This window comes from Peterkaempfera podocarpi (genome assembly GCF_042466665.1).
Lineage (GTDB): Bacteria > Actinomycetota > Actinomycetes > Streptomycetales > Streptomycetaceae > Peterkaempfera > Peterkaempfera podocarpi.
Map to the genome: position 1 here is coordinate 3,054,419 of NZ_CP162102.1, position 15,688 is coordinate 3,070,106.

Genomic DNA, 15,688 nt, shown 5'->3' on the forward strand with positions numbered 1-15,688 from the left:
GTCGGCGGTGGTCGGCGGTGGTGGCCTGCAGTGGTGGTGCTGGGCGGTGAACGGCGTCCGGGGTCAGCTGCGGGCGCGGCGGCGGTTGGCGATCCACTGGCCGCCTGCGGTGAGCAGTACGGCGGTCAGGAACATCGCGGTGCCGATCACATTGACCTGGACCGGGGTGCCGCGCTGCGCGGATCCCCAGACGAACATCGGGAAGGTGACGGTGGACCCGGAGTTGAACTGGGTGATCACGAAGTCGTCGAAGGAGAGCGCGAAGCTGAGCAGCGCACCGGCGGCGATGCCGGGGGCGGCCAGCGGCAGGGTGATCCTGAGGAAGGTCTGCACCGGGGTGGCGTAGAGGTCCTGGGCAGCCTGTTCCAGGCGGGGGTCCATGGACATCACTCGGGCCTTGACGGCGGTCACCACAAAGCTGAGGCAGAACATGATGTGGGCGATGAGGATGGTCCAGAAGCCGAACTCGACCCGCATGTTGAGGAAGAGGGTGCCCAGCGAGGCCGCCATGACGATCTCGGGCATGGCCATCGGCATGAAGATCATCGCATTGACGAAGGGCCGGCCGCGGAAGCGGTAGCGCGCCAGCGCGAAGGCGATCATGGTGCCGAGGACGGTGGCCCCGACCGTGGCGTAGAGGGCGATCTGGAGGCTGAGCCCGAGTGCGTCGCACATCCCGGCAACGTCGCAGGGGTGCTGCCAGGCGTCGGTGGAGAACTTGTCCAGGGTGTAGTTGAAGCGCCCGTTGGGCTTGTTGAAGGAGTACACGATCACCACGATGTTGGGGATGATCATGTAAGCCAGGACCAGGACGGCGGCGATGACGACCAGACGCCGGCGCAGCCATCGGGTGAGCGCGGCCATCAGACGAGTTCCTCCGTCCCCGCCTTGCGGATGTAGAGAGTGATCATGACCAGGATGAGGGCCATGAGGATGAAGGAGAGCGCCGCAGCCAGCGGGTAGTCGACCTGGGTGAGGAACTGGTTCTGGATGACGTTGCCGATCATCTTGTCCTGCACTCCGCCGAGCAGCTGGGCGTTGATGTAGTCGCCGGAGGCGGGGATGAAGGTGAGCAGGGTGCCGGCGACGACCCCGGGGAGCGAGATCGGGAAGGTCACCTTGCGGAAGGTGGTGAACGGCCTGGCGTAGAGGTCTCCGGCCGCCTCGTGCAGCCGGGGGTCGATGCGCTCCAGCGAGGTGTAGAGCGGCAGCACCATGAACGGCAGGAAGTTGTAGGTGAGACCGCAGACCACCGCGAAGGGCGTCTGCATCAGCCGGTGGTCGCGGGTCCAGTGCAGGGCGTCGGTGACGTCGAGCAGGTGGACGGCGTTGAGTGTGCGGACCACCCAGCCGCCGTCGGCGAGGATGGTCTGCCAGGCCAGGGTCCGGATCAGGAAGCTGGTGAAGAACGGGGCGATCACCAGCACCAGGATGACGTTGCGCCAGCGCCCCGCCTTGAAGGCGATGGTGTACGCGAGCGGGTAGCCCAGGGCCAGGCAGAGTGCGGTGGCGGTGGCCGCCCAGACGAACGACCAGCCGTAGAGGGAGCCGTACTCGCGGATGGCGTCCCAGTAGGTCGCGAAGTGCCAGGTGACCCGGAAGCCCTTCTCCAGTGAGCCGGTCTGGACGGAGGTGGAGGCCTGGTAGACGGTGGGGAGGGCGAAGAAGACCAGCAGCCAGGCGATGCCGGGGAGCAGCAGCAGATAGGGGATGCGGCGGCGCCGGCGGGCGGCCTTGCCGACGGCTGCGGGCACGGGGCCCTGGTCGCCCGCGTCGGGCGCGCCGGCGCCCGGCAGGACGGCGGTGGTGTCGGAGGTCATGCCGCCTCCTGCTCTCCGGCGTGGACGTCCTGGTCGGCGTCGACGGCGAAGGCATGGGCGGGGTTCCAGTGCAGGACCACCTCGGCGCCGGGGGCGATGCGGGTGTCGCGCTCCATGTTCTGCTCGAAGACGGAGATCTGCTGGCCCCAGGGCGAGCGCACCAGGTACTGGGTGGAGACGCCGATGAAGCTGGCGTCCAGCACCGTGCCGGTGATCCGGTTGCGGCCCTCGGCGACGCTTCCCGCGTCGTCCGCGTGGGTGAGGGTGAGCTTCTCGGGGCGGACGCCGATCAGCACCCGCTCCTGGTCGGCGCCGGTGCGTCCGGCGGGCAGGGTGAGCCGGCAGCCGGAGACGTCCAGCAGCAGGTCGTCGCCCTGCTTGCCGGTGACCTGGGCGGCCAGCAGGTTGGACTGGCCGAGGAAGTTGGCGACGAAGGTGGTGCGGGGGCTCTCGTAGAGGTCGGCGGGTGCCCCCAGCTGCTCGATGCGGCCGGCGTTCATCACCGCGATGGTGTCGGCCATGGTCATGGCCTCCTCCTGGTCGTGGGTGACGTGCACAAAGGTGATGCCGACCTCGGTCTGGATGCGCTTGAGCTCCAGCTGCATCTGGCGGCGGAGCTTGAGGTCCAGGGCGCCGAGCGGCTCGTCGAGCAGCAGCACCTGGGGGTGGTTGATCAGCGCGCGGGCGACGGCGACGCGCTGCTGCTGGCCGCCGGAGAGCTGGTGCGGCTTGCGGCGCGCGTAGGGGCCGAGTTCGACCAGCTCCAGCATCTCGTCGACCTGCTTCTTGACGTCCTTCTTGCCGCGGCGGCGCAGTCCGAAGGCGACGTTCTCGAAGATGTCGAGGTGGGGGAAGAGCGCATAGTTCTGGAAGACGGTGTTCACCGGCCGCTTGTAGGGCGGCAGGGCGGTGATGTCCTGGCCGCCGATGACGATGGTGCCGCTGGTGGGGTCCTCCAGGCCGGCGATCATCCGCAGGGTGGTGGTCTTGCCGCAGCCGGAGGCGCCCAGCAGGGCGAAGAAGGACCCGGCCGGGATGGTCAGGTCCAGCGGCCGTACGGCGTGGAAGTCGCCGAAGGTCTTGGAGATCCCGGCGAGGTGGACGTCCTGGCCGGCGGTGTTCTGCTCTGTCATGGTGTCTCGCTGTCCCTACGTGTGCCGGTGCGGGCGTCAGGCGCCGATGAGCTTGGCGAACGCGGCCTGGTACGTGGCTTCCTCGGTCTCGCTGAGGGCGCGGAAGGCATGTCCCTTGGCCGCCATGGTGCTGTCGGCGATGATCAGCGGGTTCTTGGCGGCGTCGGGGTCGATCTTCGCCAGGGCCGCGGCGGCGCCCTCGACCGGGGTGAAGTAGTTGACGTAGTCGGCCAGTTCCGCCGCGATCTCGGGGCGGTAGTACCAGTCCATCAGCCGCTCGGCGTTGGCCTTGTGGCGGGCGCGGCGCGGGATCAGCATGTTGTCGGTCGAGGCCATGTAGCCGGTCTCGGGGATGACGTACTCGATGTCGGGGTTGTCGGCCTTGAGCTGCACCAGGTCACCGGCCCAGGCCAGGCAGGCCTTGATGTTGCCGGAGGCGAGGTCCTTGGCGTACTCGTTGCCGGTGAAGGCCCGGATCTGGTGGCTGTCCACGGCCTTCTGCACCCGGGCGATGGCGGCGTTGTAGTCGTCCTGGGTGACCTTCGCCGGGTCCTTGCCCATGTCCAACAGGGTGAGGCCGATGGTGTCGCGCATCTCGGTGAGCATGGTGACGCTGCCCTTGAGGGACGGGTCGGTGAGCAGCTGGCTGACGCTGGTCACCGCTTTGCCGCCGGTGGCCTTCTTGTTGTACGCGATCAGGGTGGCGATGCCGGCCCAGGGGTAGGAGTGGGCGCGGCCCGGGTCCCAGTCGGGGCTGCGGTACTGCTGGGCGAGGTTGGCGAAGGCATGGGGCAGCCTCGACTGGTCGAGGACCTCGGCCCAGCCGAGGCGGATGATCCGGGCGGCCATCCAGTCGGTGAGGACGACCAGGTCGCGGCCGGTGTCCTGGCCGGCCCGCAGCTGGGCCTGGATCTTCCCGAAGAAGTCGTCGTTGTCCTCGATGTCCTCGGTGTAGTTGACCTTGATGCCGGTGGCCTTGGTGAAGGAGTCCAGGGTCGGCCGGCGGTTCTTGTCCTTGTCGTCGACGTCGATGTAGAGGGGCCAGTTGGAGAAGTTGACCACCTTCTCCTCGGTGGAGTGGTCCTCGCTGGTGGCGCCTCCCCCGGAGGACTGGGAGGCAGCCGGGATGCCGCAGCCGGTCAGCGCGCCTGCGGCGACCGCACCCAGGCCCGCGGCGCGCAGCAGCGACCTTCGGGAGAGGGCCGCGCGGCCCGAGGCCGCGCTGCGCTGCCAGGCCTTGAGCACGGGCTCCGGCAGTCCGTCGAACGGGTCCATGGGGTGCAGCCCTCCTGTGGGGTGTGGTGCGGGGGGAGGGCCGGCCGGCCCGGGTCGGGGGCTCCGGGGGCGGCCGGCCGGCTCGGTCATCTGGTGCCAAAGACGGTGCGGTGCCAGTCCTTGCGGGCGACCGCGGTGGTGTCGTACATGACGTGCTTGACCTGGGTGTACTCGTCCAGTGAGTACTGGGACATGTCCTTGCCGTAACCGGACGACTTGTAGCCGCCGTGCGGCATCTCGCTGATGATCGGAATGTGGTCGTTGACCCAGACGCAGCCGGCCGCGATCTCCCTGGTGGCGCGGAGCGAGCGGTGCACGTCGCGGGTCCAGGCCGAGGCGGCCAGGCCGTACGGGGTGTCGTTGGCCAGTCTGATGCCCTCGTCGTCGCTGTCGAAGGGCAGGACGGCGAGGACCGGGCCGAAGATCTCGCTCTGCACCACCTCGGCGGTCTGCGGGACGCCGGCGACCAGGGTGGGGAGGTAGTAGGCGCCGAGGGTGAGGTCCGTGCCGTCGTGGCCCTTCTTCGGTGCCTCCCCGCCGGCGGCGATCACGGCTCCGGCGGCGCGTGCGCGCTCCACGAAGCCGGCCACCCGGTCACGATGGGCGAAGGAGACCAGCGGGCCGAGGTCGGTCTCCGGGTTGCGGGGGTCGCCGAGTCGGACGGTGCCGAAGAGCTCGGCGACGCCCTGGACGAAGGCCTCGTACAGCGGGCGCTGGACGTAGGCGCGGGTGGCGGCGGTGCAGTCCTGGCCGGTGTTGATCAGGGAGGCGGCGACGGCGCCGTGGACGGCTGCCTCCAGGTCTGCGTCGTCGAAGACCACGAAGGGGGCCTTGCCGCCCAGCTCCAGGTGGGTGCGCTTGACGGTGCGGGTGGCGAGTTCGGCGACGCGGCGGCCGACGGAGGTGGATCCGGTGAAGGACACCATGGCGACGTCCGGGTGGGAGACCAGGTGCTCGCCCGCGGTGCGCCCGTCGCCGGTGACCACATTGACCACTCCGTCCGGCAGGCCGGCGTCGGTGCAGGCCTGGGCGAACATCAGCGCGGTGAGGGGGGTCAGCTCGGACGGCTTGAGGACGATGGTGTTCCCGGCCGCGACAGCCGGGAGGATCTTCCAGGCGGCCATCTGCAGCGGGTAGTTCCACGGGGCGATGGAGCCGACCACCCCGAGCGCTTCGCGGCGGATGTAGGAGGTGTGGTCGCCGGAGTACTCACCGGCCGCCCGGCCCTCCAGGCTGCGGGCAGCGCCGGCGAAGAACGCGGTGTTGTCGACCGTGCCGGGTACGTCGAACTCGCTGGAGAGCTTGATCGGCTTGCCGGTCTGGGCGGTCTCCACGCGGGCGAAGTCCGCCGCACGCTCGGCGAGCACCACGGCGAGCCGGTTGAGCGCCTCGGAGCGGGCTCCGGGGGTGGCCGAGGACCAGCCGGGGAAGGCGGCGCGGGCGGCGGCGACGGCCCGGTCCACATCGGCGGTCGAGGCCAGCCGGACGCGCTGGACCACGCTGCCGTCGGAGGGGTCGACCACCTCGGCGCTCTGCTCGCCGGTGCCCTCGCCGACACGGCCCGCGATGAACTGCGCTCCGTCGGCGAACCGGGTGCCGCCCTCGAAGAGCGGTTCGTCCGTGGTCCGGTCCATGGGTTCCTCCATGCGCTTGGCTGCGCCGGGTGGGCTGCTGAGGTGTCGTGTCCCCGGGGAGCGGGGACGCGGTCGGCCCGGGTGGGAGAGGGCTGCACCCCTGGGCCGCGGCCTCCTCGCCGCCGCCAGTGCGGAGGCGGTTGTGGTGACCGCCGACTGGGATTGCGCGATCATCGCAAGAGAACCGGGGATCCGACAAGGGATTCCGTTGTTGCCTTTTGGTTAAACGACGGAATCAAGTGCCGGGCTGCGGTACTCCCACGGCCGACCCGCTGACCATGCCTGCCGCAGCACCGGGGCGACAAGAGACAGTGCGCCAACCCGGGGCTCGGGCGCCTTACAGAATGCCAAGCGTCCGTGCAGGTGGCCTGCCGGCTCCCCGTTGCATGATGCTGCTGTCACTGTGAACCCGAGCGGTGCCTGCCGCCAAACAGGAGGCCCGTGTGTTTCCCACCGTTGCCCGAGTGCTCGACCTGGATGTGGTGCGCCGGGGGCTGCCCCAGGTGGTCGCCGGGGCGGACCGGCTGCAGCGGCCCGTCCGCTGGGTGCACATCAGCGAGCTGCCCGACATCGCAGGCATGCTGCAGGGCGGCGAGCTGGTGCTGACCACCGGGATCGCGCTGCCCGACCACCGCGAGGGCCTGGCCCGGTATGTCGGTGAGCTGGCCGAGGTCGGCGCCGCGGGACTGGTGGTGGAGTTCGGCCGACGCTACTTCGACACCCTCCCCAGGGCCCTGGTGAACGCCGCCGAGCAGCACGGCCTGCCGCTGATCGCGCTCCGCCGAGAGCTGCGCTTCGTCGCGGTCACCGAGGCGGTGCACGCGCTGGTGGTCAACGCCCAACTGGAGGAGCTGCGCGCCTCGGAGGCGGTGCACCAGACCTTCAATGAACTCGCGGTGGAGGGCGCCGAGCCGGCGGAGGTGGTGCGCGAGGTCGCCCGGATGGCCGGTCTGCCCGCCGTGCTGGAGAACCTCGCCCACCAGGTGCTGGCCTACGACACCGCCGGCCGGGGCGCCGAGGAGCTGCTGGAGGACTGGGAGCGCCGCTCCCGGGGGGTGCACCCGGCCGGCCGTACCGGGCACGATCCGCGCAGCGGCTGGCTGGTCACCTCGGTGGGTGCGCGGGGGCACGACTGGGGCCGTCTGGTGCTGGTGGGAGACCCGGGGCCGCTGCCCGGGGAGGAGCCGCACCGGCACACCATGCTGCTGGAGCGGGGAGCGGCGACCCTGGCGCTCAACCGGCTGCTGGTACGGGACCGGGAGAGCCTGGAGCGGCAGACCCACCGCACCCTGCTCTCCGGCATCCTGACCCATGCGCTGACCGTCTCCGAGGTGGCGCTGCGCGCCCAGGCACTCGGAGTGCCGCTGGAGGGACGCCGACTGGTGGGCGTGGTGCTGCGGCAGCGCCGCACCCCGGCCGCTGCGGCGCTGGAGGCGCAGGCCCGGCTGCGGGACTTCACCGAGACGGCCGCCGGCGCCGTCCGGGAGCGCCGGATGTCGGCGCTGGTGGGGGCGCTGGACGACGAGGCCGTGGGGCTGCTGGTGGCGCTCGGTCCGCACGACGAGGAGCATGCCTCGCTGGACGGGTTCGCCGCGGCGCTGAACCGGCTGCTCGGGGAGGACGCCCGCAGCGGGGGCCGCCCGTTGGCGGAGCCGGTGGTCGCGGTGGGCTCCTCGGTGGGATCGGTACGCGATGCCCGCCGCACCCTGATCGAGGCCATGCAGGTGGCGGACGCGGCCCTGCACGACACACCGCTGCCGGGAGCCCGGTCGGCCTCGTACTACCGGCTCCCCGATGTGCGGCTGCGCGGACTGCTGCATCTGCTGCGGGACGACGCCCGGCTGCAGACCTATGTGGAGCGGGAGCTGGGGCCGCTGCTGGCGTACGACGCGGAGCACTCCACCCAGCTGGTGCCGATGCTGCGGGTCTATCTGGAGCAGGGCCGCAACAAGTCGGCCGCGGCGGACGCCGCCCATCTGTCCCGGCCCTCGTTCTACGACCGGCTGCACAAGGTGGAGCGGGTGCTGGGGGTCGACCTGGACCAGGTGGAGTCGTGCCTGTCGCTGCATGTGGCCCTGCTGGCACTGGACGCGGTGCGCCGCTGAGGCGCGGGGGCGGCGGGCGCGCGGGCTCACTGGGTGACGGGCCCTGGGTACAGTGCGGCAGCAGCGATCAGCTGACGATGAGCGAACAAAAGGGACGGGGCCACGTGGACGACATCGACCGGGCGATCCTCAGAGAACTGCAGACAGACGGCCGGATCGCCTATGCGGACCTCGGCCCCAAGGTCGGTCTGTCGGCCTCAGCTGCACGGCAGCGGCTGCAGCGGCTGCTGGACTCCAAGGTGGTGCAGGTCGTCGGGGTGACCGACCCGATGGCGATGGGCCGCCAGTCGATGGCGCTGCTGGGCATCTCGGTGGACGGCGACCCGCGGGCGGTGGCGGATGTGCTGGCGCAGCGCGAGGAGGTCGTCTACATGGTGCTGACCGCGGGCCCGTTCGACCTCTTCGCGGAGGTGGTGTGCGGGCAGCCGGCCGATCTGCTGGACCTGGTCAACGACGTGGTGCGGCCGATCGACGGGGTGACCGGGATCGAGACCTTCCCGTACTTCGGCATCCACACCCACCGCTTCCTGTGGGACGTGGGCTGAGCGGACGCCGGCTGACGGACGGGGCCGCCCCGGAGGCACCGGCCTCCGGGGCGGCCCCGGGTGTCAGATCGCCGTCATGACGTGCTTGATGCGGGTGTAGTCCTCGAAGCCGTACCCCGAGAGGTCCTTGCCGTAGCCGGACTTCTTGAAGCCGCCGTGGGGCATCTCCGCGGCCAGCGGGATGTGGGTGTTGATCCACACGCAGCCGAAGTCGAGCACCTTGGACATCCGCATGGCGCGCGCGTGGTCCTTGGTCCACACGGAGGAGGCCAGGGCGTAGTCGACACCGTTGGCGTAGGCGACGGCCTGCGCCTCGTCGGTGAACTTCTGCACGGTGATGACCGGGCCGAAGACCTCGTTCTGGATGATCTCGTCGTCCTGGAGCAGGCCCGAGACCACGGTGGGGGCGAAGAAGTAGCCCCGGTCGCCGACCTGCTTGCCGCCGGCCTCGACCTTGGCGTGCTCGGGCAGCCGCTCGATGAAGCCGGACACCTGCTTGAGCTGGTTGGCGTTGTTCAGCGGGCCGTAGAGGACGTCCTCCTCGTCGATGCCGCCGGTCTTGGTCTCGGCGGCGGCCTTCGCCAGGGCGGCCACGAACTCGTCGTGGATGTCGGCGTGCACCAGCACCCGGGTGGCGGCGGTGCAGTCCTGGCCGGCGTTGAAGAAGCCGGCCACCGAGATGCCCTCGACGGCCGCCGGGATGTCGGCGTCCTCGAAGACCACCACCGGGGCCTTGCCGCCCAGCTCCAGGTGGACCCGCTTGAGGTCCTTCGCGGCGCTGCCGGCGACCTGCATGCCGGCGCGTACCGAGCCGGTGATGGAGGCCATGGCCGGGGTCTTGTGCTCCACCATCATGCGGCCGGTCTCGCGGTCGCCGCAGATGACGTTGAAGACGCCCTTGGGCAGGATCTCGCCCATGATCTCGGCCAGCAGCACGGTGGAGGCCGGGGTGGTGTCGGAGGGCTTGAGCACCACGGTGTTGCCCGCGGCGATGGCGGGGGCGAACTTCCACACCGCCATCATCATCGGGTAGTTCCACGGTGCGACCTGGGCGCAGACGCCCACCGGCTCACGGCGGACGTAGGAGGTCAGGCCCTCCATGTACTCACCGGCGGACTTACCCTCCAGCATCCGGGCCGCGCCGGCGAAGAACCGGATCTGGTCCACCATCGGCGGGATCTCCTCGGAGCGGGTGAGCTCACGGGGCTTGCCGGTGTTGCGGCACTCGGCGTCGATCAGTTCCTCGGCCCGCGCCTCGATCGCGTCGGCGACCTTGAGCAGGGCCAGCTGACGGGCGGAGGGGGTGGTGTCGCGCCAGGTGGTGAAGGCCTCGGCGGCGGCGGCCATGGCGGCGTCGACGTCGGCCTCTCCGGAGAGCGGGGAGGTGGCGTAGACCTCGCCGGTGGTGGGGTCGACCACCTCCAGGGTGCGACCGTCCGCCGCGTCGACGAACTCTCCGTTGATGTAGTTGCGCAGCGCGCGAAGATCGCTCACGGATCTCTCCTCGAATCATGCATTCGGGTCGCCGGGTGGCCGCACCGGGCGAGGCACGGTGCACTGAAGTATGTACGGATTGCGGACGCCGGGTCCTGCTGCCCGTACATAGACCAGGGTAGTCGCGTGGCCGACGTTCTCGACATACCCGCGCGACGAGAACGATGGAATCAGCAGTGATCTGCAAGATCAACGACGGATTCCCTTGCGAACACGCAGTCGATCATGCAGAGTGGTGGCCGTGGCCAACCGCGACCGGAACGGCAGCGTTCCCCTCGACTCCGTGTCGAAAGCGATCATCGAGCAGTTGCAGGAGGACGGGCGCCGCCCGTACGCCGCCATCGGCAAGGCCGTGGGCCTGTCCGAGGCAGCGGTGCGGCAGCGCGTACAGAAGCTGCTCGACCAGGGCGTGATGCAGATCGTCGCCGTCACCGACCCGCTGACCGTCGGCTTCAGCCGGCAGGCGATGGTCGGGATCAACGTCGAGGGCGACATCGACCCGGTCGCCGACGCGCTGGCCGCCCTGGACGAGGTGGACTACGTCGTCGCCACCGCAGGCTCGTTCGACCTCCTGGCCGAGCTGGTCTGCGAGGACGACGAGCATCTCCTGGACCTGATCAACAAGCGTATCCGCGCCCTTCCCGGCGTGCGGAGCACCGAGAGCTTCGTGTACCTGAAGCTCCGTAAACAGACCTACACCTGGGGCACCAGATGACCGCGAACCCCGCCCAGAAGGACCTGTCGAAGTCCGCCTACGACCATCTGTGGATGCACTTCACCCGGATGTCGTCGTACGAGAACGCTCCCGTCCCCACCATCGTCCGGGGCGAGGGCACCTACGTCTACGACGCCGAGGGCCGCAAGTACCTCGACGGCCTCGCGGGCCTGTTCGTGGTGCAGGCCGGCCACGGCCGCCGCGAGCTGGCCGAGGTCGCCGCCAAGCAGGCCGCCGAGCTCGCCTTCTTCCCGGTGTGGAGCTACGCCCACCCCAAGGCGATCGAGCTGGCCGAGCGGCTGGCCAACTACGCCCCCGGCGACCTCAACAAGGTCTTCTTCTCCACCGGCGGCGGCGAGGCCGTGGAGACCGCTTGGAAGCTGGCCAAGCAGTACTTCAAGCTGACCGGCAAGCCGACCAAGTACAAGGTCATCTCGCGTGCCGTCGCCTACCACGGCACCCCGCAGGGCGCGCTCTCCATCACCGGGCTGCCGGGCCTCAAGGCCCCGTTCGAGCCGCTGGTCCCGGGCACCCACAAGGCGCCCAACACCAACATCTACCGCGCCCCGTTCTACGGCGACGACCCGGAGGCCTTCGGGCGCTGGGCCGCCGACCAGATCGAGCAGCAGATCATCTTCGAGGGCCCGGACACCGTGGCCGCCGTCTTCCTGGAGCCGGTGCAGAACGCCGGCGGCTGCTTCCCGCCGCCGCCCGGGTACTTCCAGCGGGTCCGTGAGATCTGCGACCGGCACGATGTGCTGCTGGTCTCGGACGAGGTCATCTGCGCCTTCGGCCGCCTGGGCACCATGTTCGGCGCCGACAAGTTCGGCTACCAGCCCGACATGATCACCTGCGCCAAGGGCATGACCTCGGGCTACTCCCCGATCGGCGCCACCATCATCTCCGACCGGCTGGCGGAGCCCTTCTACAAGGGCGACAACACCTTCCTGCACGGCTACACCTTCGGTGGCCACCCGGTCTCCGCCGCGGTGGCACTGGCCAACCTGGACATCTTCGAGCGCGAGAAGCTCAACCAGCACGTGCTGGACAACGAGGGCGCGTTCCTGTCCACCCTCCAGAAGCTGCACGACCTGCCGATCGTCGGAGATGTCCGCGGCAACGGGTTCTTCTACGGCATCGAGCTGGTGAAGGACAAGGCCACCAAGGAGACCTTCAACGACGACGAGGTGGAGCGCGTCCTCTACGGCTTCGTCTCCAAGAAGCTCTACGAGAACGGCCTCTACTGCCGCGCCGACGACCGCGGCGACCCGGTGATCCAGCTGGCCCCGCCGCTGATCTCCGACCAGTCGACCTTCGACGAGATCGAGCAGATCCTGCGGGCCACCCTCACCGAGGCGTGGACCAAGATCTGAGCCGGACCCTTCACAACCCTCCGCCAGGGCGGTTCCCGATTCGGGGAACCGCCCTTTGGCGTATCAACGCCAGTCACATATATCCGATTGGATGTAGTTCGCACCGTGTGCCGCGACCTCATCGTGTCCTTGTGGTTCTAATCTGACATGCGACACCTAGAGCCGGAGGTTCTCTTGACAGCGGCCCCGCCGGACAGCGACATGCTGCGAGCAAGCGGCGTGGTGAAGTCCCACGACGGGACCCCGGCACTGCGCGGCGTCTCACTCGCCGTGCGCAAGGGGGAGGTACTGGCGGTCACCGGCCCACGAGGGTCCGGCAAGACCACCCTGCTCGGCTGCCTCAGCGGGCAACTGCCGGTCGACGAGGGCGAGGTCTGGTTCAACGACCTGCCCCTCCACACCCTCTCCCGCGCGGACCGGGAACGACTGCGACGCGAGCAGTTCGGCTGGGTCGGCTCACAGCCGGACCTGATCCCCGAACTCACCGCCGCGGAGAACGTCGCCCTGCCGCTGCTGCTGGCCGGTACCGGTCGAAAGGCCGCCCGCATCGCCGCAGCCGAGTGGCTGGAGCGACTCGATGTGGCCGACTGCGCCCGCCGCCGCCCGGCCGAGCTCATCCAGTCGCAACGGCAGCGGATCGCGGTCGCCCGCGCACTGGCGCCCATGCCCGCAGTCGTCTTCGCCGACGACCCGGTCGCACCACTGCATCGCGCCAACCAGGAGCAGGTGCTGCGGGTGCTCACCACAGCCGCCCGCTCGCACGGCCTCACCATGGTCCTGGCACTGCACGAACCCGCGCAGGCCAGGCATGCCGACCGGACCGTCGCCCTGCTGGACGGACAGGCCCCGGCTCCCGCCGACCCGGCCGCGAAACCCGCCCCGGCAGCCGACACCGACGTACCCGACAGCACCGACGCCCCCCTGGCAGCGACCGCCCCGGCCGCCGCCGCCCCCGCCTGACGCGCCCTCGCCTGACGCGCCGTCGCACGGCCGCCCCGAGGGAGGCCGCGCCTGGAAGGAAACCACCCGCCGGTGTTCTACCTCCGCCTGGCCCAGGGCTACCGGGTCCTCGACCTCGGTCGCTGGATCCTCACCGCAGCGGCCTCCGCGGCCGCCGCAGCCATGCTGCTGCGGGCACTCGGCCGCGCCCTCGTCGACCCGCCCGGCACCACGGTGGCGGTCTCCGAGGGCCGGCTGCTCTGGTGCCTGCCCTCGCTCGCGGCGATCTGCTGGCTCTGCGCCTGCTGCGCTCGCGCCCTGCCCAGCCTGCGGCCCGACCGCGTGGCAGGTCTGACCGCCGCCGGCGCCGGACCGGCACGCCGCCGGCTGCTGATCGCCGGAGAGACCGCGATCGCCTGTGTCGCGGGCAGCCTGCTGGCCCTGCTGGGATTCCTGGTGCTGCGCAACAACATCGCCGGAACGACCCTCGCCCCGGAGGTGGGCATGGGTGCACGGCTTCCCGCCGCCGCACCGCTCACCCTGTTGCTGGTGGTGCCGCTGCTCGGCGCACTGGCCGCTGCCGGCGCCGTGCCCGGCAGGGAGCGGCTCCCGGAGGACACCGCCGAACCGGACCTCACCCGCCTGGGGCCGCTGCGCACCGTCGCTGCGCCGGCCGCCGCACTGATCGGCGCCGCCCTGGTGGTCTACGGGCCGCACGCCCCCGGCCGGCATCTGCACGCACCCGCCCGACTCGGCACCACCACCGCGATCACCTCGGCGGGCTGGGCAGTGGCGGTGCTCGGGCTCGTCCTCACCGTCCCCCTGCTGCTCTCCTGGGCGGGACTGCTGCTGGGCACCTGGGAGCCCACCGCCACCCGTCTGCTGGCCGGGCGCGGGCTCCAGGCCGAGGCCGTCCGGCTGGGCGCGCCGCTGGGCGTACTGGCAGTGACCGCCGCAGTGGTGGCCGCCGCCGCGGAACGCTGGACCTCCACCGGTCACGGACCCGGTGGGCCGCTGCCGGCGGTCGAGGCTGCCCTGCTGGGCGCGTGCGCGCTGGCCACCGTCGGCGTTCGGGTCGCGGAGTCCCGCGCCGCCCGGGGTCCGTCGCTCGCCCTGGTCCGGCGGCTGGGCACGCCGGCCTCGGTGCTCCGCACCACCGCGCTGACCAGGGTCGGGGCGGCAGCCGCGGCGGTACTGCCGGTGGGCGTCGCGGCCGCCGGGCTCACCCTGCTGGCCTTCCACCGGTGACCCTGCGCCGAGCTGCGGCGGCGCAGGGCTGACGGCTGACGGCTGACGGCACAAGCCTGAGCAGCCGGGCTGCTACGGGAGCAACGGGCCGCCTGTGGGGCGCGGCCCGACCGGCCGCGCCCTGCGGACCGCCCTAGCCGGCCGCGCCCTGCGGACCGCCCTAGCCGGCCGCGGCCAGCTGGCCGCAGGCACCGTCGATCTCCTGGCCGCGGGTGTCGCGGACCGTGACCGGGACGCCGTGCGCCTCCAGCCGGCGTACGAACTCCCGCTCGTCCTCGGGACGGGAGGCGGTCCACTTGGAACCCGGGGTGGGGTTCAGCGGGATCAGGTTCACATGGACCCGGTGGTTGCGAAGCTTGCGGCCGAGCAGATCGGCACGCCATGCCTGGTCGTTGATGTCCTTGATCAGCGCGTACTCCACCGAGACCCGCCGGTTGGAACGCTCCGCGTAGTTCCAGGCGGCGTCCAGCACCTCCGCCACCTTCCAGCGGGTGTTCACCGGGACCAGGGTGTCGCGCAGCTCGTCGTCCGGTGCATGCAGCGACAGCGCCAGACGTACGCTCAGTCCCTCGTCCGCCAGCCGGTTCATGGCCGGGACGAGACCCACCGTCGAGACGGTGATGCCGCGCTGCGACAGCCCCAGGCCGTCGGGGGCGGGGTCGGTGAGGCGGCGGATGGACGCCAGCACGCGGTTGTAGTTGGCGAGCGGCTCGCCCATGCCCATGAAGACCACATTGCTCAGCCGCGCCGGGCCGCCCGGGATCTCACCGTTCTGCAGGGCGCGCATACCGGCGGCGATCTGCTCCACGATCTCCGCGGTGGACAGGTTGCGGGTCAGCCCCGCCTGGCCGGTGGCGCAGAACGGGCAGTTCATCCCGCAGCCCGCCTGGGAGCTGATGCACATGGTCACCCGGTCCGGGTAGCGCATCAGCACCGACTCGACCAGGGTGCCGTCGAAGAGCTTCCACAGCGTCTTGCGGGTGGTGTCGTCGTCGCAGGACACATGCCGCACCACGGACATCAGGTCCGGCAGCAGCGCCTCGGCCAGCTTGCCCCGCGCAGCCGCCGGGATGTCGGTCCACTCGGCGGGGTCGGCCGACAGGCGGCCGAAGTAGTGGCGGGCCAGCTGGTTGGCGCGGAACGGCTTCTCGCCCAGCTCCACCACCGCCTCCCGGCGGTCGGCGGGGCTGAGGTCGGCAAGGTGGCGCGGGGGCTTGGCACCGCGCGGCGCGACAAAGGTGAGTTCTCCGGGAACAGGCATGGTGCGTCCAGTGTCGCAGATGCGGGGAGGAAGCCCGGTCCCCGCAAGGGGCCGGGGCGGGGGCCGCCACTGCCTGGGGGCCGACCTGACGGGCCGGATTCCGAGGAGTGTCCGCCGACCGCACTGTTCGGCTCCCGGAGCCGGGG

The 15,688-nt window shown here is 70.8% G+C and carries 13 protein-coding genes; 6 read left to right on the plus strand and 7 right to left on the minus strand.

The features are described 5' to 3' along the window. Positions 1-63 precede the first annotated feature (63 nt). From AB0761_RS13255 to AB0761_RS13275, 5 genes are all read right to left on the minus strand, one after another. Positions 64-864 carry an ABC transporter permease gene (locus AB0761_RS13255; protein WP_377269182.1) on the minus strand — a complete coding sequence of 267 codons (801 nt, stop codon included), beginning with the start codon at positions 862-864 and terminating at the stop codon, positions 64-66. Further along, the gene (locus AB0761_RS13260) at positions 864-1,820 is read right to left on the minus strand and encodes an ABC transporter permease (RefSeq protein WP_377269183.1); all 957 of its coding nucleotides are present in this window, start codon (positions 1,818-1,820) and stop codon (positions 864-866) included. The genes AB0761_RS13255 and AB0761_RS13260 overlap by 1 nt, the downstream gene beginning before the upstream one ends. Then, positions 1,817-2,953, minus strand: a complete 1,137-nt coding sequence (locus AB0761_RS13265; protein WP_377269184.1) for an ABC transporter ATP-binding protein — start codon at positions 2,951-2,953, stop codon at positions 1,817-1,819. The genes AB0761_RS13260 and AB0761_RS13265 overlap by 4 nt, the downstream gene beginning before the upstream one ends. A 36-nt stretch (positions 2,954-2,989) precedes the next feature. Beyond that, positions 2,990-4,228: a spermidine/putrescine ABC transporter substrate-binding protein gene (locus AB0761_RS13270; RefSeq protein WP_377269185.1), complete on the minus strand. Its 1,239-nt coding sequence runs from the start codon at positions 4,226-4,228 to the stop codon at positions 2,990-2,992. A gap of 86 nt (positions 4,229-4,314) precedes the next feature. After that, positions 4,315-5,862 carry a gamma-aminobutyraldehyde dehydrogenase gene (locus tag AB0761_RS13275; protein WP_377269187.1) on the minus strand — a complete coding sequence of 516 codons (1,548 nt, stop codon included), beginning with the start codon at positions 5,860-5,862 and terminating at the stop codon, positions 4,315-4,317. A 443-nt stretch (positions 5,863-6,305) separates the two neighbouring features. Between AB0761_RS13275 and AB0761_RS13280 the strand changes: the two genes are divergently transcribed. After that, a complete protein-coding gene (locus AB0761_RS13280; protein ID WP_377269188.1) occupies positions 6,306-7,967 on the plus strand; it encodes a PucR family transcriptional regulator in 1,662 nt (553 codons plus the stop codon). A 104-nt stretch (positions 7,968-8,071) separates the two neighbouring features. Further along, a complete protein-coding gene (locus AB0761_RS13285; protein WP_377274070.1) occupies positions 8,072-8,512 on the plus strand; it encodes an Lrp/AsnC family transcriptional regulator in 441 nt (146 codons plus the stop codon). A 63-nt stretch (positions 8,513-8,575) separates the two neighbouring features. Here the strand turns inward: AB0761_RS13285 and AB0761_RS13290 are convergent, their stop codons facing one another. After that, positions 8,576-10,006, minus strand: a complete 1,431-nt coding sequence (locus AB0761_RS13290) for a gamma-aminobutyraldehyde dehydrogenase (RefSeq protein WP_377269190.1) — start codon at positions 10,004-10,006, stop codon at positions 8,576-8,578. A gap of 241 nt (positions 10,007-10,247) precedes the next feature. Between AB0761_RS13290 and AB0761_RS13295 the strand changes: the two genes are divergently transcribed. The 4 genes from AB0761_RS13295 to AB0761_RS13310 all read left to right on the plus strand — a co-directional run bounded on the left by AB0761_RS13295 (position 10,248) and on the right by AB0761_RS13310 (position 14,281). Next, a complete protein-coding gene (locus AB0761_RS13295; protein ID WP_055589088.1) occupies positions 10,248-10,721 on the plus strand; it encodes an Lrp/AsnC family transcriptional regulator in 474 nt (157 codons plus the stop codon). Then, complete coding sequence (locus tag AB0761_RS13300; protein ID WP_377269191.1) at positions 10,718-12,094, plus strand: aspartate aminotransferase family protein; 1,377 nt, start codon at positions 10,718-10,720, stop codon at positions 12,092-12,094. Before AB0761_RS13295 ends, AB0761_RS13300 begins: the two co-directional genes overlap by 4 nt. Positions 12,095-12,295: 201 nt before the next feature. Continuing rightward, positions 12,296-13,054: an ABC transporter ATP-binding protein gene (locus tag AB0761_RS13305; RefSeq protein WP_377269192.1), complete on the plus strand. Its 759-nt coding sequence runs from the start codon at positions 12,296-12,298 to the stop codon at positions 13,052-13,054. 72 nt (positions 13,055-13,126) lie between these two features. Then, on the plus strand, positions 13,127-14,281 hold the full coding sequence (locus AB0761_RS13310; protein WP_377269193.1) for a hypothetical protein: 1,155 nt from the start codon (positions 13,127-13,129) through the stop codon (positions 14,279-14,281). 160 nt (positions 14,282-14,441) lie between these two features. On the opposite strand, the gene rlmN is transcribed toward AB0761_RS13310, so the two are convergent. Further along, positions 14,442-15,542: a 23S rRNA (adenine(2503)-C(2))-methyltransferase RlmN gene (gene rlmN / locus AB0761_RS13315; RefSeq protein ID WP_377269194.1), complete on the minus strand. Its 1,101-nt coding sequence runs from the start codon at positions 15,540-15,542 to the stop codon at positions 14,442-14,444. Positions 15,543-15,688 lie beyond the last annotated feature (146 nt).

Bases quoted from the DNA above. Each gene is read 5' to 3' on its own strand.
- AB0761_RS13255 (WP_377269182.1), bottom strand. From the start codon at position 864: ATGGCCGCGCTCACCCGATGGCTGCGCCGGCGTCTGGTCGTCATCGCC.
- AB0761_RS13260 (WP_377269183.1), bottom strand. From the start codon at position 1,820: ATGACCTCCGACACCACCGCCGTCCTGCCGGGCGCCGGCGCGCCCGAC.
- AB0761_RS13265 (WP_377269184.1), bottom strand. From the start codon at position 2,953: ATGACAGAGCAGAACACCGCCGGCCAGGACGTCCACCTCGCCGGGATC.
- AB0761_RS13270 (WP_377269185.1), bottom strand. From the start codon at position 4,228: ATGGACCCGTTCGACGGACTGCCGGAGCCCGTGCTCAAGGCCTGGCAG.
- AB0761_RS13275 (WP_377269187.1), bottom strand. From the start codon at position 5,862: ATGGACCGGACCACGGACGAACCGCTCTTCGAGGGCGGCACCCGGTTC.
- AB0761_RS13300 (WP_377269191.1), top strand. From the start codon at position 10,718: ATGACCGCGAACCCCGCCCAGAAGGACCTGTCGAAGTCCGCCTACGAC.
- AB0761_RS13305 (WP_377269192.1), top strand. From the start codon at position 12,296: ATGCTGCGAGCAAGCGGCGTGGTGAAGTCCCACGACGGGACCCCGGCA.
- rlmN (WP_377269194.1), bottom strand. From the start codon at position 15,542: ATGCCTGTTCCCGGAGAACTCACCTTTGTCGCGCCGCGCGGTGCCAAG.